Source organism: Paenibacillus herberti (assembly GCF_002233675.1).
GTDB classification, from domain to species: Bacteria; Bacillota; Bacilli; order Paenibacillales; family Paenibacillaceae; genus Paenibacillus_O; species Paenibacillus_O herberti.
Map to the genome: position 1 here is coordinate 2,438,130 of NZ_NMUQ01000001.1, position 19,428 is coordinate 2,457,557.

Genomic DNA, 19,428 nt, shown 5'->3' on the forward strand with positions numbered 1-19,428 from the left:
TGATACGATTCCAGCTGAAAATAAAAAAAGATCCGGCATTTACCGGATCTCCGACGGGCTTTTACCCGTGTATTGCTTGAACTGTCTGCTGAAGAAAAAGATATCCCGATACCCCAGTGCATCGGCCACCTCGGTCACATTCATCCCTCCATGCATGAGCAGATGCTGGGCGCGCTCGATGCGTGTGCGGATCATATACGTTTGCACCGGGATACCGATAATCTCCTTGAACTTGATGCTAAAATAACGCGGCGAAAGCCCAGCTCGTCCAGCCAGATCTTCCACCCGGTGGGATATACCTGGGTTTTGGCGGATGAAGTTGGCGATTTCCTGAATCGCCTCCGTAAGCTGGTTGCTCGCTTTGCGCTCCACTGGCGCTTGCTGGTCATGCCGAAGCAGATGGATAATCACCTGCTTGAGAATGAGCCGCGCTTCCTCCTCTGCCGCGAACAGGTTCACGAGAAACAGGCGGACGTAACGCGACAAGAGATACTCGAATTCCACCGTATCCTCCAGAACACGATGCCGCTCCGGCACCTCACCCGAATCACCTTCAACATCGAAGTGGATGTAAGTGAGTACAAGCGGCTTCTGCGGATTGTGGACGGCACTTGTATAATCGCCTGGGCGAAAAAGAAAACAGCTGCCCTTTTCGAGCGGATAAGGCTCGTTGTTCAGCATCAATTCTCCTTCCCCGCTCCAGACATAGAACAGGTCATAATTCGCCATCGGCTTTTCGCGGCGAGGCCATTTCCAGCCTGGCTCGCAGACGATCTTGGCGAAGGACGGCAACAAAACAAAAGATGAGGGCGGTACGCGCAGCATGCAAGCCTCCCGAATTTTAGGCAATTCATTTATTTTCGTCATCATAACCCAGCGACTAGGCTTGCGGCAAGGCAGAGAAAGTTTGCTTTTTATGTCTCCCGCCATTGATCAAATAATGGTATAATGACACCCGAACGTTCAACGCCTGCCGGGACCTGCACCGACGCGGCCCGGACACATCGATCCCCGGAAGGACGGAAGAGGAATCATGAACCCACTCGCCCAGCAGTTGAATACTGCGCTGGAAAAAGGCAACGCCCATGTCTTTGCCATGCTGTCAAATCTTGGACAGCAGCTGTATTTTCCGAAGGTAGGCATTCTGAGCCAATCGGCCGAAGCTAAAGTTAAAGCCACAAAGTTCAATGCTACCATCGGTATCGCTACGGAGAACGGTGTTCCGATGCATTTAAAGTCGATTCAGGACACGCTATCCGCGTATGATCCCAAGGATCTGTATGAGTATGCTCCTCCTGCGGGCAAGCCGGAGCTGCGTACGGCATGGCGCGAGAAGATGATTCAGGAGAACCCTTCCCTGAATGGTCGTTCCTTCGGCAATCCGATTACGACTAATGCGCTGACGCATGGTCTCAGCATTGTGGCGGACCTATTCGCCGACACCGGAGATGCGGTCATCATCCCGGATAAGAATTGGGAAAATTACGAGCTGACCTTCGGCATCCGCCGCGGAGCGCAAATCGTTGAATACCCGCTTTACAACAGCGACAATCGCTTCAATGCCGCCGGCCTTCGCGAGGCTCTCTTGGCTCAGCGTGACAAAGGCAAAGCTATTGTCATCCTGAACTTCCCGAACAACCCGACCGGCTATACGCCAGGCCGCGAAGAATGTGACGAGATCGTAGCAGCACTCAAGGCTGCTGCCGATGAAGGTATTCTTGTTGTAGCCGTTACAGATGATGCTTACTTCGGTCTATTTTTCGAGGATTCCGTGCATGAGTCGCTGTTCGGACGCCTCGCTGGTCTGCATGAGCGCATCCTCCCGATCAAAGTCGATGGGGCCACCAAGGAAGAGTATGTATGGGGCTTCCGCGTCGGCTTTGTTACTTACGCATCGGAATCGCCGGAAGTGCTCGCTGCTCTGGAGCAGAAGACGCTTGGCATCATTCGCTCCACCATTTCCAGCGGGCCGCATCCTTCTCAAACCTTTATCCTGCGTGCTCTAAAGGATCCAGACTTTGAGAATCAGAAGGCTGAGAAATACGCCATCATGAAAAGCCGTGCCAACCGCGTGAAACAACTCCTGGACAGCGATCGTTTTGAAGAAGGGGCCTGGACTTATTATCCATTTAACTCCGGCTACTTCATGTGCCTGCGCCTTAATGGCGTAAACGCCGAGTCCGTCCGCCAGCGTCTGCTCGAAGCATACGGCGTTGGCACGATCGCTCTCGGCGAGAGTGATCTGCGCGTTGCTTTCTCCTGCACAGAGGAAGCGAACCTGGAAGAGCTGTTTGATTGTATCTACAAAGCGGTGGAGGACGTTAAGCAGGCTTAAGCCTTGCTTTATGTCTCGCAGCTTCAAACCCGGCAATCTTCATAAGCTGGTAATAGTAATGGGGCCGTCCCAAAAAGCCATCGTTAGATGACTTAGGGGCGGCCCCTTAATTTTTAGGTCAGCAGCGGCAGTTAAATTGGAGGGGCCGACGATAGCATGGCTGAGGACGTTAGTCCTCTTCTTCCTCAAGCATCTGCCTGCGCAGCATACGGCGCGGCCGCAGCAGCAAATAGAGTATGGCCAGCAACGCGGCCGCTACCGCCGGAATGACCACACCTGCAATTAATAGCGGCAAGCAGCCGGCTAGCCATAACAGCGCCAAGATAACGATGAGCGCGAAGCGATCTACGACTGCCGCAGAGCGCAACCTGCCGCTCTCCGGCAGCGGATACACATGACGCCATACAGTATGCCGATGCCAAGAGGCAAGCGCTCCAGACTGCAAACCGGCAATAACCAGGAAGAGCAGCACACATGCGGCAGCTCCCCAGCCTTGCAGCCACTGCGCTTCACCAAGCCAGTAGCTGCTAAGCATACCCAGCAGCGTCAAGCGCAGCAGCATGCCTCCAAGCTCAGTACGGGCAATGCTAAGACTATACAGATAAGTATAGGTGCTTCGGCGGCGCAGCGGGATTCTCGAAGCGATCCAGGAGAAATACGGTCGAGACCGCACACTGGAAGGCTGTGAGGGAACATCCGTGAACCAGCCGAAAAAGCGATTGTAACGACCCGCTGTCCGCTCCTCTTCGCGAATCAACTGCTCCCACGGCAGCCGAAGCCGCGCCGGAATCCGGGAGGCTTGCCACCACAAAATGATGGACGGTATCGTTACCAAGAGAGCTTTCAATGGTTCGGCGGACAGCCAGGAATAGAGCATACACACGGTCAACAGCAATCTGAGCAGTTTCAGCAAGCGGCGGCTGGCCGGCCACGCCGTCTGGCGTTCACGCCAAGCGGCGCCGCTTCCGAGCAGCTTGAGCGCAAGGACAACCACCAGCACAGTGATAAGGCTCGGCGTCCAGCCCGAAACAGCATCCTCCGGCACATGAGAACGAATCGGCCAGTACAAGAGCAGTACAGCTGCTGCCAGCAAAAGCCCTCCCGGCAACGTATGCCGCCAAGAACGGCGAATATAACCGCCCATGGATGACTCTCTGCGCGTGAGAAACACCAAGTCCGCCGGCTGCAGCCAGGTGCGCATCGGATTCCAGTAAAGGACAGGAGCAAGCAGCAGCGTACCAACCGCTGCCGCTGGATAATTAGCCGGAATCCGGTCAATAAAGTCAGTATAAAAGGCGGAACCGGTAATAATCAGTGCGAACAGCACGAGCGGCAAGCCACTACGTGCCATATCTCCCAAATAAGGCAGACAACTGCGGAAGAAGACGCCGGCTCTTCGGCGCCATTCTTTTTCAAGCGCCTCGTCCATCAGCGTCACTCTCCTCCACGACACGATAGAAGATTTCCTCCAGGGAATCCCCCTCCTGCCCTCGTGACGTTCTCACCTGATCCATTGTTCCCATTTCCTGAATCCTGCCTCCATGCAGCAAGATGAATTGGTCACAATAGGTTTCAACCGTGGACAGAATATGCGTGCTCATCAGAATCGCCGCGCCTCTACTCCGTTCCAACATAAGTCGATCCAGCAGAGAACGGATTCCAAGTGGGTCCAGTCCGAGAAAAGGCTCATCGATGATATACAAAGCAGGTCGAGCCAGCAGTGCATTCATCAGCATTACCTTCTGTTTCATCCCTTTGGAGAGATGAGCGGCACGAGCTGACTTTTTGGGCGTCATGCGGAACTCGTCCAGCAGTTGCTCGGAACGTTCCCGATATTCCTGCTCTTCGAGGCCATACGCCATTGCAGTCAGTCTCAGATGCTCCTCAACAGTCAATTCCTCGAACAGTACGGGAACCTCCGGCACATAGGCAAAAGCTCCACGATATCGTTCGGGATCCTGATGAAGCGTCTTGCCAGCAATAAGCACCTCGCCGCGCTGCGGAGCCATCAGCCCGAGCAGATGTTTGACCGTTGTGCTTTTACCGGCGCCGTTGAGGCCGATCAGCCCCATCATCTCGCCTGCCCGAACCTTAAAGTCCAGCTCATGAAGGACGGGACGGCGGGGACTGTATCCGCCGGTCAACCCCTTCACATGAAGTACCTCATCTCCGAACCGCTCTTGGTCCATCTTGCGCTACCTCCTATCAATCAGCTCTTCGCTGGTCCGTCTTGGTCCCTTTTGGCCTTAAGCCATTTTGGAGCGCCTTTGTTTTTGTCAGCCTTGGCTGTGCGTGGCTTAGAGGGTTTGCCCGCAGCTCCAGCCGTCTTTGCCGACACCGAAGCCCGATTCTGGCTCGGCTTCCCAGTGCCTGCTGTACCTCCAGCTGCTCTCACAGCTCCTGAAGTATCTCCAGCTCTTGGCGCCCCCGCATTTCCAGCTTTCCCCGTGCCTGCAGAGCTTCCAGATCTCCCTACTCCTGCAACTCCAGCTCTAACAGTGCTTGCAGCACCTGATCCGTCTGTTCCTCCAGCCGATCTGTCAGTTGGCTGGCCTATAACCCGTCCAGCGCCAGTAGCTGCAGTTGGTGCAGCTGCACCAGACGACTGGCTTGCCACAGCTTCGCGTGTTCTGCTTCCAGCGCCGCTTGGAGCGGACGATGCAGAGGAGCTATATCCAGCAGCAGATGTCCCACCAAACGACTGCCTGTCAGCAGCTTTACTGCTATCCGATCCCCCTCTTGCACCTTTACTCGAAACATCCGATCTATTGTTGTCGCCTCGCGCACCGCGACTTCCGCTCGCGATAGCATGACGCGGCAGATCTGCAGGATCCCACAGCTTGCCCTTGTAAAGGACACGTTCCATAAACTTGATTCCTAGCTTGCGCTCGTATTTTTCAATGTGATACTTCTCGTTCGGCGCGACAATCGAAAGCACCGTACCTACGCGTCCCATACGACCGGTGCGTCCAGCGCGATGTACATACTGATCTGCATCAGCCGGAGGCTCTAGGTTTACGACGAGCGGCAGTCCTGGAATATCGAGACCTCGCGCCGCAACATCGGTAGCGACCAGCAGTTTACAGCGTCCATCGCGGAAGCGCGCAAGCGTCGCGGCCCGTTTTTGCTTATCGGCATCGCCATACAACGTTTCTACCGCGAACCCCTCATAAGCAAGCTTCGACTCATAGTTAGCGATTAGATCCGTGTTGTTGATGAACAGCAAAGCCGAGGAAGGCTCCAGAAGCCGCAGCAGCTTGCGAGCCGTATCCAGCTTGTCACGCCAGTCACATACAACAAAGTAATGGGAGATCGTCTCCGACACACGTTGCTCCGGCTCGATATCGATACGTACGGGATCTTTCATCCAACGCTTCTCCAGCGTTTTCATAATATCCGGGTAGGTAGCGCTGAAAAAGGCGATCTGCTTGCTCTTAGGCGTCGCCCACAAAATCGTCTCGACTTCCGTCGTTGAGCCGAGCGCGAACACCTGATCCGCCTCGTCCACCACAACTATTGTGGCTTGATTCAGCTTCAGCTTTTTGGACTTAACCAGTTCGTTCAGCCTACCTGGCGTGCCAATAACCAACTGCGGGTTCAGCTTGAGCTTCTCGAGCTGCCGCTTCACGGCCGCCCCTCCAATCAGTTGCTGCGTCCGGATGCCCAGTGGCTCTCCGTATTCCTGAGCGACTCGCACGAGCTGCATCGCGAGCTCTTGGGTCGGCGACAGGACGATAGCCTGAACCGCCTTGCTCTGAGGGTCCAGACGTTGCAGCAACGGCAGCAAATAGGCCAGCGTTTTGCCGGTCCCTGTCTGGGAACCTGCTGATATATCCTTTCCACTCAGCAGCGACGGGATGGCCTGCTCCTGAATAGGGGTCGGTTCTCCGATCCCGTTCTCCGCGAATCGTTCGCAAGCTGCCTCGGCCAAACCGAGAGATTTCCAGCTTTCAAGTGACATGAATAAACTTCTCCTTCAAACCTGCTATTTTTTGTTGAGCATTGGTCCAGCGATACGATCCGTAATTCTCGGGAATAGCTGATAAATCTTAGTGCCGACGGCAAAAGGCCACGGGATGTTGATCTCAGCACGCGGCCGTTCGACCACCCCGACGATTCGCTTGGCCACTTTTTCCGGTTTCATCATGAGCGAGCTAATATTACGTGCATAAGTGCCTCCTGGATCAGCCTGAGCAAAAAAAGGCGTATCAATCGGCCCTGGATTGACTGCCGATACATAAATACCGCTGCCGGACAGCTCCTGGCGGAGCGCGTTGGTCATCCCAAGCACAGCATGTTTGCTCGCAGAATACCCGCTTGACTTAGCGGTCGCCATCTTGCCTGCAATCGAAGCCACGTTGATGATATGACCGCTGCGCCGCTCACGCATGTCCGGGAGAACAGCTTTTATACAACGAACCATGCCCAAGTAATTGGTATCCATCATCGCCTTAAAATCCTCCACCGGAGAATCTTCGAACTTCTTAAAAAATCCGAAACCAGCGTTGTTGATCAGAACGTCGACACGGCCGAACTCCTCGCGAATGCTCTTAAATGTCGAAGCTACCGATGCATCATCCGTTACATCCAGCAGTCTTATTCCGCAACGAGAAGGAATTTTTTGGGCGGCGTCGCGCAGCCTTTCCTCGTTCCGACCGCAGAGCACAGGCACCGCTCCAGCCATAGCAAGATGATAAGCTACTAGCGATCCGATGCCGCTTGAAGCACCAGTTATAACTACAACCTTGTTTTTTTCCATCATAAGTCACCCTGCCCGTTTCTCTTTTTCATTAGAAACCACCTGACCCAAGTTTACTTTATCCGCCGCTCCATAGCAAAAACTCGATCCTAATTAGTTTCTCGATCGTTCTTCGTTAATTCCTCGATGATCCCTTGATTATTCCTTAATCATTCCTGGTCCATACCTCCATGCCTGTCAGCCCTACTTTGCAGACCCCCCATACGAAAAAAAGCTCCCCGCGGGAGCTTTGTCCATGTTACGATGCCAATAGAACCTGTATATCCATCTGGCCGATCCCATCTATGATTACGGGCACGGTAATCGCTTTACGCGCCTCAAGCAGCTGTATCTGATATCCTTGCAGAAACGCTGGCGGCGTAATGTCTACATGAACGCCCTGGTTGGACAGCCTCGTGCTGGCATTACCGCTAATCATGTTGCTGAGCTCGGAGATCGCGCTCTTCCCCATCTCATCGAGAACTGAAATCTCGAAGCCACCCATCATGGCCGACACGATTTTGAGTGCCGAGTCTTCGCTCAATCCAAACACGATTTCTCCATTGACCTGACCGATCAGCTGAATTTGAATCCAAATAAATCCTGATTGACCTCGTAGCTCCTTGAGACCTACAGGTCCCGTCTGCGGCTTAATTTGTACGACCTGCTCTAGTACCATAACCGCAGATTCCAGGAAAGGATTGATAAATTCAGCTTTCATCAGCGCCATTTCGCTCCTTATCGATCGAGTTTAACACACTTATGTATAGGAGCTATTATACTAAATAACCCAGGACAAGTATACCAATAGTTGCATTTACACTACTAAAGACCTACATTGTCAACCCTATTATGGATCTAATTTTGGAACTGGAGGAATCGGTAATGAGCAGGCATTCAGACCGTATTTTCTTCGGACACAAGGTGCTTGAGGACCTGGGTGAGCTTCGACTGATTTCGGAAATCCAGAAGGAAAAACTGTTCTACCTCGACTGTCAAGGAGTGGACTATATGCTGCCGGTTTTATCCTTTACTATACGATGAACAAGCTTTTCAGCGACGATGATTGGCTACGCGCCTCCTGCTTGCGATGCGATTCGTTGGAGTAGTCGGTCGGTCTGGAAATAGCCACGGCTTCTGAAGATGTACTGTGGCATGAAGCAGATTTGCGCGGCACGGCTGCCGCATGGTTGGAAAAACTCAGCAGCCGCTAAGCGGCCCGACTGCAGACTGGCCGCTTAGAGCTTAGATACGCCAAGCTTTCGCTTCGACTAAATGTCTCCTGCCAGCTAGGCTACATAGCCTCCTGGTTATCCGAAGTCCCCTCCCTCCGACTGCGCATACGGACGAGACGCAGACGGTCATAAATCAGTTCTACCTTCAGCCCGGCAACAGGCTCCGTACCATAAACCTTTTGCAAGATCGGCTTGAGATACTTGTCCCCATCGTTCCTCATCACCTCGCGGATGCGTAGCAGCTCCTCTTGCGGAACTCCTTCCAGCTCTCTTGCAATCAGTGGCTCCAAATCATAACCTTCCTGATCCAGTTGCTCGATCCGTTCCATCAGCTCACGCCTTGCCAGGCCTGTATCAGCCTGCAACTGCTCAAGCGTTTTTTCCGACTGTATGCCTTCTAAAATCATGCGACTGGACTGCTGGCGGTCCAAGCGGTTTTTATACTTGTTTTCCTTCTGTTTGTACAGCCACTGAATATAAGCTTTGGGATCAAGTGACTCCTGTACCCAGTCGAGCGGAAAGGCCCTTGGCTGAAGAAAGCCTAAGGTAATAGCCAACACCTCTGCGCTGTAGCTAGCGCTCTTGCTAGGTCCCCATCCAGGAATTTGCGAGAGCTCTTCCGCCGTCTGAGGCACGAAAGCGCTAATCATCATCAGCGTCCGGTTCGTTGCGACCAGAAACGCCGACTTTTTGTCCGAAGAAGCTTGGACACGGCGCCAGTCACGCAACGACTCGTAGAGAGCCGTATCCCCATGGAGCTCTCCGTAACATTGAAGCAAACTTACGAAGCCGCCATTGCCCACCGGACGCTCGTCCAGCATACCGTCGATTAGTGGAGTAAAGCCCTCTCCCATACGCACTGCCACTCCATGGCGGAACGCATTCATCATTTCCTCCCAGGAAGAGCCTTCATACCACAAATCCGCGGATTCAGCGCTGCCATGCTGGCTTCCATTCCAAACGACCGACCACATCCCCTGCTGCTCACAGATCGTCAGCTGAGCATCGTCCAGCCTGCCATCTCCAAGCGGTTTTTCAAATGAATTCAAAAATACGATCTGCATGCTTGTCACACCTCCAGGTTTTAGGCCAGCAAGGAGCTAAAACGACAAAAAGCACCTCTCCCGCCTGTGAGCCACAGGCAAGAGAGGTGCTTCCTCTCGATCAATCCTTATCTGGTAACTTTATCCTAGCACAGCAGGCTCTGCTCCTGCAATTGCAAATTTAATGAGTACTTAACCGGCAGGGCAAGCCGCTGAATCCGTGGTATACTTACAGCACTAAGCGGACGAAAGTCCGCCACTAATTGTAAGCGAATATGGAGGGAACGACAGCATGCAGCTGAAGGATTATGATTTCATGTCGGACTCGACGGAACAAACCTCGACCCGCTTTGTAACTTTTATTACACCTGGCCTCAAGCGCTTTGACCTGGCAGTCACAACGACCAATCGCTTTTATGGCAAAAAGCTCGTCACAGATTTACAGGGCGGTCGCACCGCCATTATTGGTCAGGACGATCTCGAAGAAGAAGGTTATCTTGAACATGTGTTCAAGCTCGATGAGGAAGAAGCTTCCGAGTTGGCCGGATTTCTGTCGCTCGTTGTCGGCGAAGTGAATTTTACCGACTAAGCGGGTTAAGCTACTACAGCATGCCAAGCTGGGAGCGGCGTGTCCGCCCCCTTTTGAGGAGGTTGCTGTACGATGTTGAATGAACAGGAAGATGGCAAATTTATCGGAAGGCCCGACACCGATCCAGCCACCGAAGAGTCTCGCCAAGAGAAATACACCGATCTATCCACAGTGGAATCCAGCCGAAATGACCTCACGTTCGAGGAATTCCCCGAAGGCCCTTACGGAGCCAGCTTCCACCCGGAAGAGGCGACCAAAGAGACGCCTTGGAGACCTGAGCAGCGACAGCCGAACCGTTTTGGCTACGAGAATCACCGCCTGCATGGTGAACAAGAACGTGATTACCCTGGAGATGACCGCAGCGGAGCCGGCAACGGCTCTGTGCCAGAGGGGACGCAGCAGGCTTAACGCGTTGGGCATAACGCAACTCAAGCTCTACAGCACTTTAAGCTCGACAAAAAGCCGTGCAGCCCTTGAATCAAGGGTCGCACGGCTTTGTTATTTTCACCCTACCTGCTTAGCCTTGGCACCTGACCTACAATAGCTGGCTGCTGGCTAAATCCAGCTGAACAGAGTCAGCACAATGCCGATCAAGAAACCGCAAACCGCGCCGTTGACGCGAATCCATTGCAGGTCACTTCCAACCTTGGTCTCCAGCATGTCGACCAGATCCTTGTCATCCAGTTTATTCAGATTCTCGCGTACGAGAAGTCCAATGCGATAATGGTTTTTCTCGATGACCTGAACGACCATAGCGGACAAGCGGTCCTCCCAATGGCGAACCAGATCCCCCTCTTTGCTCAGCCTGTCACTGACCGCCCTCACCGCTGCGACGACCAGTTTACCACCCTGTTGTTTGTCTTGCTCCAGCCAATCCAACAGCTTGCGCTGTAACTCCAACGCCTTAGCACTGGCGAATTCACCGACTTCAGGCGCTTCCAGTTTGGAAGCAGCCCACTCCTTAGCCTTCTCAAGGCTCTCTTCATCCTCGGCCAGACCAATCAGCCTGGAACGAAGCTGCAGCAGCAGCTCATCCCGTTGACGACTGCCGGGAGTCGTCAGATCCTTCACTCCAGAAAGAAGCATATGCTGGAGCATAGCGCCCATTTTGTCCTCGTTCATGAAACCGGCAAATGCTTGCACCGCAAATCCCATAAAACCGCCGACCTGCAATTCCTGCAGCTTGTTCTGAGCCATCTCGCCAAGCATCTTGCCAGTAGAAGGCTTGGCAATCCAGTCAACAGCCTGATCTAGGGCATAGTCTAGTGCCTTCTCATCCAGTTTCTCGCGAATAACAGTTGTTGCTACCTTTTCCACTCCTAGCTTCAAGTCAGCCCGGCGGGCATAACCTGCCGCTCCTTGCAGCAATGAGCCTGCCACCTTGTCCAAAGGCAGTCTTTCTACGACTGCCTGGAGTGCTGTCAGCACTGCCTCCCTGTTGGAGCGCTTAGCCAGCTGTCGCACAATCAACTGTCCTGCGCCTTGGATCAAGTTGAGTTTGCGCAGTCGTGCGCTGATGCTCTCCTTGTTCAGCAACTCGGTTTCCAAAGAGGACACAAGCGCGTTGATGATCTTCGGCTTGTTTTTGACAATCAGATTGGTGTGGGGAATTTTCAGCCCCAGTGGATGGCGGAACAACGCGGTTACCGCGAACCAGTCGGCGATACCCCCGACCACTCCCGCCTCGAATCCGCCCTGCAGCAACTGCAGCGCCAGACGCTCATCATTCATAAATGCCGTCGTAACGGCAAACCCTGCTGCCATAACCGCCAGCGAGGCGCCGGCCGCGTATCTGGTTTTCATTGACGTTCCCCCGATTCGGCTTTTAGCTTCTATTTCTGATTATACCCAAATTACAGCAGAATCGAAAATTACCCAGTTGGCAAATAAAATAAGGCCGCAGCAAGCTGCGGCCTTATTTTGACAGAGTACCGGCTGTCAGGACTACTCGCAAGTCTCGAAACCGACACAGCGAGTGTCGGACTTGCATAGCTAGTGTCAGGACTAGCGCAGCGAGTATCGGGCTGCCACAGCTTTTAGCCAGCTATCGGCAGCTAAGCATCACTCAGCCGACAGCGATCCAGTTCACCGTTCCGCTCGGTGCTGGGCCGAAGCGCGTGCGGACAATGGCAAGTACAGCTCCATCGGCCGACTTGCTGCGGATAATAACACTGCATGAAGGATGATCACAGGAAGCCGTCAGTGCGTAAGCGGTATGGTCGAAGCTTTCGGGGAAGTGGATAGGAAGTTCTACTTCTCCTGCCGTTTCCTCAAAGGCAAAGGCAACAAGCCCAAACTTAGGCTGAGCGGAATTTATCGGCTGTACGATTGGCTGAATTGGATTACTTACCGCTTCGCGCAGCTCCTCTACGCGCATCAGACAGCGGGACTCAAATGCGGATAGCTCTGCCGTCAGCCCGTCGTACCTAGCCGCAAAGCCCGCTTGCGCTTGCTCTTGACGCGACTGACTCGCAGCGAGCTCTGCCGCAAGCTCCTCACATCTTGCCTTAAAGCCAGCCTGCGCGTTTAGATGGCGAGCATTCGCTTTTGCTGCTTCAGCTGCCAACTCATCGCATTTTGCCTTAAAGCCTGCTTGAGTGTTCACAAGGCGAGAATTCGCCTCTTCAGATTGGGCTACCACAGTAGCCAGCTCGTCGCATCTCGCCTCAAGGCTTGCCTGGGCGAGCAAATATCGGGCATTCGCGTCCGCTGCCTCTGCGGCCAGCTCATTATATCTACCCTCAAGGCTGGCCTGCGCCTGCACGTATCGGGCATTCGCCTCCGCCGTCCTGTCCGCCTCGGCGGCCAGCTCATCGCATCTCGCCTCAAGACTCGCTTGCGCCTGCTCCTGGCGTGCGGTCGCTTCCGCCGACCGAGCCGCCTCAGCAGCCAGTTCGCTGCATCTCGCCTCAAGACTCGCTTGCGCCTGCTCCTGGCGCGCGGTCGCTTCCGCCGACCGAGCCGCCTCAACAGCCAGTTCGCTGCATCTCGCCTCAAGGCTCGCCTGCTCCTGCTCCTGGCGCGCAGCAACTTCCGCCGACCGAGCCGCCTCAGCGGCCAGCTCGATACATCGCGCCTCCAGCCTCGTCTGTTCCTGCTCATAGCGCGTGTTCACTTCCGCTGCCCGAGCTGCCTCAGCAGCCAGCTCGATACATCGCGCCTCCAGACTTACCTGTGCGACATGATGGCGAGATTCGAACGCAGTAAGCTCTGCCGTGAGCTCCTCGCACTGCGCTCCAAGAACCGCCAGCTCACGCTGCAGCTCTTCTTTGCCCTCTACTGCGACACGCCGGAGCTCCAACGTAATCTCCTCGCTGAGAGACACCAGGCTGATCGAACCGACTTGCAGTTGCGCAGCACCTACACTGCCCGGTGCCAAATGACGAGAAGCGACCGCTTCATCCTGCAGTTGCTCCGTGCCGACTGACTGCGGCTGAAGATGCTTGCCGCTGATCGAATCCGGAGCAAGCTTCTCTCCTGTCACGGCTCCGGCCGACAGCTTACTGTCAGTTACGGCTCCATCCGCTAGTTGGCCGCTGCCTACCGCTTCCAGATCCAGTTGATCCCGGCCTACCGCATTCGGCTCCAGATGAGCCGATGAGATGCTTCCTCCCGCAATATGATGCGGTTGTACGGATTCCGGAGCTATATGCACCGGCCCGACGGAGTGGGGCTTCAATTGCTTCTGGCCGATCGAAGCTTCCTGCAAATGCTCTGTAGTCAGCGATTGATGCGCAAGATGCTGGGATTGCACGGCTGCTTTGGCCAAATGATGGCTCTGCACCGCTTCGGCAGCGATATGGTCGCTGAGCACACTGCCTCTCTCCAGATGACCGTTATGCACCGATCCTGCCTCAAGAGCAGCCGATCCGACGCTGCCGGGGGCAAGATGGCGAGTCTGAACAGAAGATTCGGCCAACTGCTTAGAACCGACGCTGCCTTCCTCTATCTGCTCCGATCCAACGGAGCCGCTTGCCAATCGGCTCCGCTCAACCGCTCCGTCCTGAATATGGGCCGCTCCAACAGAGCGAAGCTGCAACTGCGCCTGCCCTACCGCTCCTGGAGCGAGCTTAGCGTTAGAAACGCTTTGGTCCGCCAGCTTTTCCTGCGTCACTGCGCCTTCCATCAATTTCTCCGTCGACACTGATTCCGGGGAAAGCTTGAGTGAGCTGACCATATAATCAGCCAAGTGACGAGCCGTAACTGATCTCCCGGACAACACGCGTCCGTCCACTATTCCGTCCGCCATATGGTGATTGGCTACTGCCTGCTCCGCAATACAGCTCGCGCTGATTGATTCCGGTGCGAGATGTGCCGCCTGCACAGCACCCGCTTGCAATTTGTCGGAGCTAACGCTGCCTGCGGCAAGATGACGCGTCTGTACCGATTCATTGGCCAGCTTAGCTGAGCTGACGCTGACATCCGCTAGCTTTTCCGCTGTCACTGCTTGATCGGACAGCTTGCTTGTTGTCACCGAGTCCGCCTGCAGCTTCTCCGAGCTGACGCTCTCTTCTCTCAATTGACGACTGCTGATAGCGCCCGGTGAAATATGGCGGCCTTCCACCCCATCCGTCCTCAGCTGCTCGCCGCCGACCGCTTCTTGAGCAATCGCTTCTTGGCCGACGCTGCCTGCTCCCAGTTCACGGGCGCCTACGGCTCCCTCTACCAGATGTCTGGGCCCGATGCTGGCTTCCTCCAAGTGACTGCCCTTCACAGAGCCTTCTTGGATTTGCTCCGAACCGACTGCGCCGGCTTCTAAATGCCGTGATTGAACGACTCCATCCTGCAGCTTCTCAGCCGTTACCGATCCATCCTGCAGCTTGGAGGTCGATACTGCCTGTTCGCCGAGCTTGGCATTGTCGACCGAACCGCTTGCAAGCGCCGATGCACCAATCGATTCCGGTCCATAGAGACGGTATGTCAGGCTTTCATCTGCAAGAAATTCCGCTGTCAAGGAGCGCGGTTTGATATGACGAGCCTCTACAGAGCCATCCTGCAGTTTATGGCCAGGGAAGCTGCGATCCGCCAGCTTCTCAGGCGTAATGCTGCCGTCTCTAATTTTAGAGACCGTGATACTGCCATCTTGCAGCTTGCTGCCGCCGACAGCACCGTCGGCCAAATGTTCCTCAAATATAGACTCCGAAGCAAGCTTGCTTGAGGTGACAGCGCCCTCCCGAAGCTTGATTGAGCTTACCGAGCCATCAGCAAGTGAAGCCTCATTAACCGCTTCCTTCGCCAGCTTGCCGGACGTTACGCTCCGAGCGGCTAGCTTTTCAGACACTACTGTTCCATCCGCAAGATCGGATCCGAATACAAGTGGAATGGCGCTTCCCGGTGCGCGCCTCTCCTCCAGCATTGCGACCAGCATTTCGTTCGTCTCAGCCTCACCGCTCGGTTCAGCCTGCTCCTGCACTGCGCCCTCCGCAGTTTCTTCCAGTACAGCTGGATCTTCATCAGTCGGCAGCAGCTCATCTTCAATTTCCAGCTCTGCCGGCGCAGGCAGTGCCTCCACCCTGCTGATTTGGAGCTGCTTCTGACCGTACTTCATTTCATCAATCCACTCGATTTCCGAGTAAGACGGATTTTCCACCTGTAAAATCTTCTTACGTGGCTTCGGCAGCTTGCCCTTCCGGTTGTTTGCCATAGTCCTCTCCTTCGATTCCGACATCATCAGAGCTACTATATGCACGAGGCTAGGCTTTTTTACCGGTTGTGGACAGCCATCTCGACAAAAAAAGCCTGTCCTCCGCCTTAAATGGCAGCCGGACAGGTACATTTTGCAAAATAAAAAAAGCCGCCAGGAGATCAATCCTCCTGAAGCCGGCTCATGAATTCCTCTACTGCGCTGTAGCCCTGCTGTTGCAAATACCAGTTGTTAGCGGCAGCCTCCACTAGGCTTGCCACGTCGCGGCCCGGCTGCAGTTGAATTTGAATATGCGGGATTTTGACGCCCATATAATCGGTGTACCTTTCCTCTACTTCAAGATCGTTGTTCAGGTCGTTGTCCTGCCATTTGGTCAACTCAATATCAAGCGCGATACGAGTCTCCTCCTGGAAAGCTTTGCGCCCATAAAGCCTTACAACATTGATAAGTCCGATGCTCCGCAGCGCGAGGAACTCTTTCGTTTTGCCGTTATGCGTGCCAAGCAGCGTCCTCGGACTCAGCTTTTTGAGCACGATCACATCATCAGCTACTAGTCGATGGCCCCGTCTGATCAGAGAGTGGGCGGTTTCACTTTTACCAGCGCCGGAAGCTCCCCTTAGCAAAATGCCAATGCCTGACACATTGACACAAACGCCATGGATCCCGATATGCTCGGCCAGCTCTTTGACCAGATAAGCATCCATCATCGCCATAAACTCTGCTGTGGACTGACTCGTACGCAGGAGAGGAATACCTTCCTCCTCACAATAACGCATCAAGTATTTCAGACCATCCTGACCCGCAGTAATGATGAAGCAAGGCGGATGGTATTTGACGATATTACGGATATGAAGATTGCGCTCCAGCTCCGTGAGCTTATGTAGATAAGTGATCTCCTTAATGCCAAGTACCTGAACCCGCTCCATCGGAAAATAATCAAAATAACCGACAAACTCCAGCCCTGGCCGATGACCTCCTGGCTTAGTCACTTCGCAGTCGAGATTTCCCTCTCCCGCCAGCACCTCCAGCTTGAAATGATCGGCCAGGCGCCGAACCGTCATGGGACGTTTGCTCATGTTCAGGAATCTCCCTCCTGTTAATCAATTCCCAGCTCATAGGTCAAAAAATGCTGTTCAAGCACATAACCGGCGGACTCGTACAACCCTCTGGCCTTCGCATTATCCGGTGCTGTCGACAGTTGGATGTAGGCCGCTCCCGTGTCCCTCGCATGCTGCTCGGCAGCTTGCGTGCTGCTCCTTGGCCGCGCCAATTTTCATCTATGTACAAGTCGTTCAGAATCCACGCGCGGCGCATAGAAAGAGAGGAGAACACCGGGTAGAGCTGCGCAAAGCCAATCCGCTCATCTCCGAATATCGCAACTAGAATAATAGAATCCTGCCACTGAAGCCTCTCTTGGATGAACAAACGCGCGTCATCCCTCTGCTCCTGCGTGTCCGGATGACCATAAAATTGCCGATAGTGGTGAAAAAGCCGGGACAGCTCTTCTTCCATCCCGGCATCAGCATTCAATGCCTGGACAACCTGGAGAGATTTGCGCCCAAGTTCCTCGCTAACAGGACTGCTATCGGCAGACTCTTCAAGTCTATTCCCGTTGTTTTCCTCTTCCCTGTACTGTTCCATGTCGCATACCCCCGTGAAAGCTTTTCTTCACTTTAGCCGGAGCCGCTGCAGAGCCGCCATGGAGAATGATGCTGAATAGATGGATCGTATGACAGCTCCAATTTAAGCTTAAGCTTGGGGTTTGAATCCCTCTTCCAAGAGATACTCTTCTGCTTCATCATAGGTTTCAAAAGCCATTTCCAAATTCAGACCCGCGTAAAGGTACCAGAGATCTTCTTCATTACGCAGCTCAAGTGAGTTGCCTTCGGCATTCATCCAGTGACTCTTAGTCATCCGTCTGCGCCTTGCAGCACGGCTCTGTCCCGGCTCCTGAGCAGGAGCAGATGGAGCTTTAGAGAGGGAGGCGATTGAGGCCGAGGTCAAGCGGCGCAGCTCTTCCGCGTCCATATCCCGGATGCTGGTGTAACCCTTATCATCCGTTTCATAACCGTCCAGCAGACCGGCGAATATATAACCGCTGCCGTTGGGATGCAAACGATATACAACAGTCTTTTTCTCGTGAAGACTTCCTTCAAAATGAAAATTAACCCTGCCCATCGACACATCGTTGCGCGTCAGCTTCGGGAAGGAAGTAAAGAGTTCTAGTTTTTCTTGGAAAGATAACATGAAAACCTCCGGTAATGTAATGAGTTGTACCTTGCATTATATCACAGAAGTCTGCTAGCTTTAATTCCCTTGGCTGTAGGGCTGAGCGAGGCGGTTGAACCCTTGGAACCGAGTTCCCTGATAGGTCAGTTCTCCCTGATCTCCCACAACGAGCAAACCATATTGATTATCCGGAACGGGGATTTCTTTACGGCTACCATCTCCAAATTCGAAGGTTACAAAATAACTGGTATTGGCGGATGAGTCTCCGCTTCCGCCCCATACCTCCGTACGCTTATCAGCAATACGGCATGGTACAGTTATGACTGGCGAAGCATTATTGCGGCCCCAAGTCAGCAATCCTTTGCCAATTACGAAGACAAACGTTCCTATAATGAGCACAAAAACAAGGCCTATAAAGATAGGTCCAAACTTTTCCACGAAATTAAACATCGGATCATCACCAAATCCTCCAGCCATTCATAATCCCTCCATCGCAATCTATCGTATTAGAATAGAAGATATGGAGTATTTTTACAATCCCCAGTTCAATATAAAAAGAGACGCCTCTGGCGCCCCTTATAACCGGACTATTTGAGCGCATTCCTTACGATCCTGTTCCAGGAAAGCAGCATTCGCATGCGACTTATATCGTTTTGAATAAGAGCCTCAAATTTCTCATACGAAGTGGTCAAATCCCACTCCAAGCGATTGTTAAAGTATTTACTGGCTAAGCCGTAAAACAAGTGGGGATAAAGCAAATCCGCATAAATAACTCTACACTCTTCTGGTCTAAGGGGATGAATCTGATGATACGCACGCAGCATGGATGTTGCTTTGATAATGCCCCATCCTTTTTTCTTCATGATCTTATTAAATATTTTGCGGATATCCCTTGCAGGAAGATCAATGGTCAGTGAATCCAAGTCAATTACGTGGTAGCCTCTGCGAGCCTTGATCAAGTTTCCAGCCGCAAAATCCTGATGGCATAAATTGCGTTGTACCGATACTTTATTCACCCAATTTCGATACGCTTTTCCTTGGATGATGCTCAGTGCCTCTTTACCTTGAGCTATAAATCGGTCGACATGTTTCAAATAGAGCTTTGAGAAAGCGTTATTATTTAATTTTGCTACGGCTTTGTACAATTCAAGATTGTCCAGATGACTCTGGTAAGAGCTCTCCCAGCGGCCGAGATGACTGCGTTCTTTGGTATCAGATTGGGAATGAAACCCTCGGGAAGCTTTATGAAATCGGCCCATCTCTCGCATAATCAAATTCATTTGCCTAGGCGTATAACTCTTGGGTGATATACCTGAAACCGCGTCAGAAAGAACGTAGCTGCCACCGCTGACATCATCGGCAAAGTCTGCACCTGAGCGCGTACTTACAATTTTCGGAATTCTCGCACCGTTTTTTTGCAGATGTTTGGTCGCTTGTAAGAGGAAGAGCAGACGATCTTTTTCAGCCGGTGATTTTTTTAAAATCTTCGTCCCTGAGGACGTTTCAATACTCCAGGCTGCTTTTTTCCCTTTGTCATTAATGACATGAATATTTTTAACACTCAGAGGGTATTGGGACAGAATCGTTTTAACATTGGACTCGTTCTCCATATTAT

17 protein-coding genes and 1 pseudogene are annotated in these 19,428 nt (G+C 53.2%); 4 read left to right on the top strand and 14 right to left on the bottom strand.

Going from position 1 to position 19,428, the window contains the following annotated elements; genetic code table 11:
- Nucleotides 1-39: 39 nt before the first annotated feature.
- Nucleotides 40-825 (bottom strand): AraC family transcriptional regulator, encoded by a 786-nt coding sequence (locus CGZ75_RS11145; protein WP_089524224.1) that lies wholly within the window; start codon nucleotides 823-825, stop codon nucleotides 40-42.
- A gap of 208 nt (nucleotides 826-1,033) precedes the next feature.
- On the opposite strand from CGZ75_RS11145, the gene CGZ75_RS11150 reads away from it, so the two are divergent.
- Entirely contained in the window at nucleotides 1,034-2,335 is a 1,302-nt protein-coding gene (locus CGZ75_RS11150; RefSeq protein ID WP_089524225.1) for an aminotransferase class I/II-fold pyridoxal phosphate-dependent enzyme, read from the top strand.
- Between the two features lie 169 nt (nucleotides 2,336-2,504).
- Here the strand turns inward: CGZ75_RS11150 and CGZ75_RS11155 are convergent, their stop codons facing one another.
- The 5 genes from CGZ75_RS11155 to CGZ75_RS11175 form a co-directional block, all read right to left on the bottom strand.
- On the bottom strand, nucleotides 2,505-3,788 hold the full coding sequence (locus tag CGZ75_RS11155) for an ABC transporter permease (protein ID WP_141136720.1): 1,284 nt from the start codon (nucleotides 3,786-3,788) through the stop codon (nucleotides 2,505-2,507).
- Nucleotides 3,748-4,524, bottom strand: a complete 777-nt coding sequence (locus CGZ75_RS11160) for an ABC transporter ATP-binding protein (protein ID WP_089524227.1) — start codon at nucleotides 4,522-4,524, stop codon at nucleotides 3,748-3,750. The genes CGZ75_RS11155 and CGZ75_RS11160 overlap by 41 nt, the downstream gene beginning before the upstream one ends.
- Nucleotides 4,525-4,544: 20 nt before the next feature.
- Nucleotides 4,545-6,296 carry a DEAD/DEAH box helicase gene (locus tag CGZ75_RS11165; protein ID WP_089524228.1) on the bottom strand — a complete coding sequence of 584 codons (1,752 nt, stop codon included), beginning with the start codon at nucleotides 6,294-6,296 and terminating at the stop codon, nucleotides 4,545-4,547.
- Between the two features lie 24 nt (nucleotides 6,297-6,320).
- Nucleotides 6,321-7,097, bottom strand: coding sequence for an SDR family NAD(P)-dependent oxidoreductase (locus CGZ75_RS11170; protein ID WP_089524229.1), 777 nt, complete (start codon nucleotides 7,095-7,097; stop codon nucleotides 6,321-6,323).
- A 235-nt stretch (nucleotides 7,098-7,332) separates the two neighbouring features.
- Nucleotides 7,333-7,794, bottom strand: a complete 462-nt coding sequence (locus CGZ75_RS11175; protein ID WP_089524666.1) for a chemotaxis protein CheX — start codon at nucleotides 7,792-7,794, stop codon at nucleotides 7,333-7,335.
- Between the two features lie 164 nt (nucleotides 7,795-7,958).
- Between CGZ75_RS11175 and CGZ75_RS25205 the strand changes: the two genes are divergently transcribed.
- Nucleotides 7,959-8,117: a hypothetical protein gene (locus CGZ75_RS25205; RefSeq protein WP_176444767.1), complete on the top strand. Its 159-nt coding sequence runs from the start codon at nucleotides 7,959-7,961 to the stop codon at nucleotides 8,115-8,117.
- A gap of 250 nt (nucleotides 8,118-8,367) precedes the next feature.
- On the opposite strand, the gene CGZ75_RS11180 is transcribed toward CGZ75_RS25205, so the two are convergent.
- Nucleotides 8,368-9,372, bottom strand: coding sequence for an HRDC domain-containing protein (locus CGZ75_RS11180; protein WP_089524230.1), 1,005 nt, complete (start codon nucleotides 9,370-9,372; stop codon nucleotides 8,368-8,370).
- Nucleotides 9,373-9,643: 271 nt separating this feature from the next.
- On the opposite strand from CGZ75_RS11180, the gene CGZ75_RS11185 reads away from it, so the two are divergent.
- Both CGZ75_RS11185 and CGZ75_RS11190 read left to right on the top strand, forming a co-directional pair.
- Entirely contained in the window at nucleotides 9,644-9,940 is a 297-nt protein-coding gene (locus CGZ75_RS11185) for a DUF3055 domain-containing protein (RefSeq protein ID WP_176444768.1), read from the top strand.
- 72 nt (nucleotides 9,941-10,012) lie between these two features.
- The gene (locus CGZ75_RS11190) at nucleotides 10,013-10,348 is read left to right on the top strand and encodes a hypothetical protein (protein WP_176444769.1); all 336 of its coding nucleotides are present in this window, start codon (nucleotides 10,013-10,015) and stop codon (nucleotides 10,346-10,348) included.
- A gap of 147 nt (nucleotides 10,349-10,495) precedes the next feature.
- Here the strand turns inward: CGZ75_RS11190 and CGZ75_RS11195 are convergent, their stop codons facing one another.
- The 7 genes and pseudogenes from CGZ75_RS11195 to CGZ75_RS11225 all read right to left on the bottom strand — a co-directional run bounded on the left by CGZ75_RS11195 (nucleotide 10,496) and on the right by CGZ75_RS11225 (nucleotide 19,423).
- Nucleotides 10,496-11,743 carry a DUF445 domain-containing protein gene (locus CGZ75_RS11195; RefSeq protein ID WP_089524231.1) on the bottom strand — a complete coding sequence of 416 codons (1,248 nt, stop codon included), beginning with the start codon at nucleotides 11,741-11,743 and terminating at the stop codon, nucleotides 10,496-10,498.
- A gap of 262 nt (nucleotides 11,744-12,005) precedes the next feature.
- Nucleotides 12,006-15,584, bottom strand: coding sequence for a WIAG-tail domain (locus CGZ75_RS11200; RefSeq protein ID WP_089524232.1), 3,579 nt, complete (start codon nucleotides 15,582-15,584; stop codon nucleotides 12,006-12,008).
- A 161-nt stretch (nucleotides 15,585-15,745) separates the two neighbouring features.
- Entirely contained in the window at nucleotides 15,746-16,660 is a 915-nt protein-coding gene (gene hprK, locus CGZ75_RS11205; protein ID WP_089524233.1) for an HPr(Ser) kinase/phosphatase, read from the bottom strand.
- A gap of 20 nt (nucleotides 16,661-16,680) precedes the next feature.
- Nucleotides 16,681-17,225: pseudogene (locus tag CGZ75_RS11210) on the bottom strand (N-acetyltransferase family protein).
- Nucleotides 17,226-17,333: 108 nt separating this feature from the next.
- Nucleotides 17,334-17,831: a hypothetical protein gene (locus tag CGZ75_RS11215; protein ID WP_089524234.1), complete on the bottom strand. Its 498-nt coding sequence runs from the start codon at nucleotides 17,829-17,831 to the stop codon at nucleotides 17,334-17,336.
- A 60-nt stretch (nucleotides 17,832-17,891) separates the two neighbouring features.
- Nucleotides 17,892-18,290, bottom strand: coding sequence for a DUF2500 domain-containing protein (locus tag CGZ75_RS11220; protein ID WP_245850782.1), 399 nt, complete (start codon nucleotides 18,288-18,290; stop codon nucleotides 17,892-17,894).
- A gap of 110 nt (nucleotides 18,291-18,400) precedes the next feature.
- Nucleotides 18,401-19,423: a CotS family spore coat protein gene (locus CGZ75_RS11225; protein WP_089524235.1), complete on the bottom strand. Its 1,023-nt coding sequence runs from the start codon at nucleotides 19,421-19,423 to the stop codon at nucleotides 18,401-18,403.
- Nucleotides 19,424-19,428: the final 5 nt, after the last annotated feature.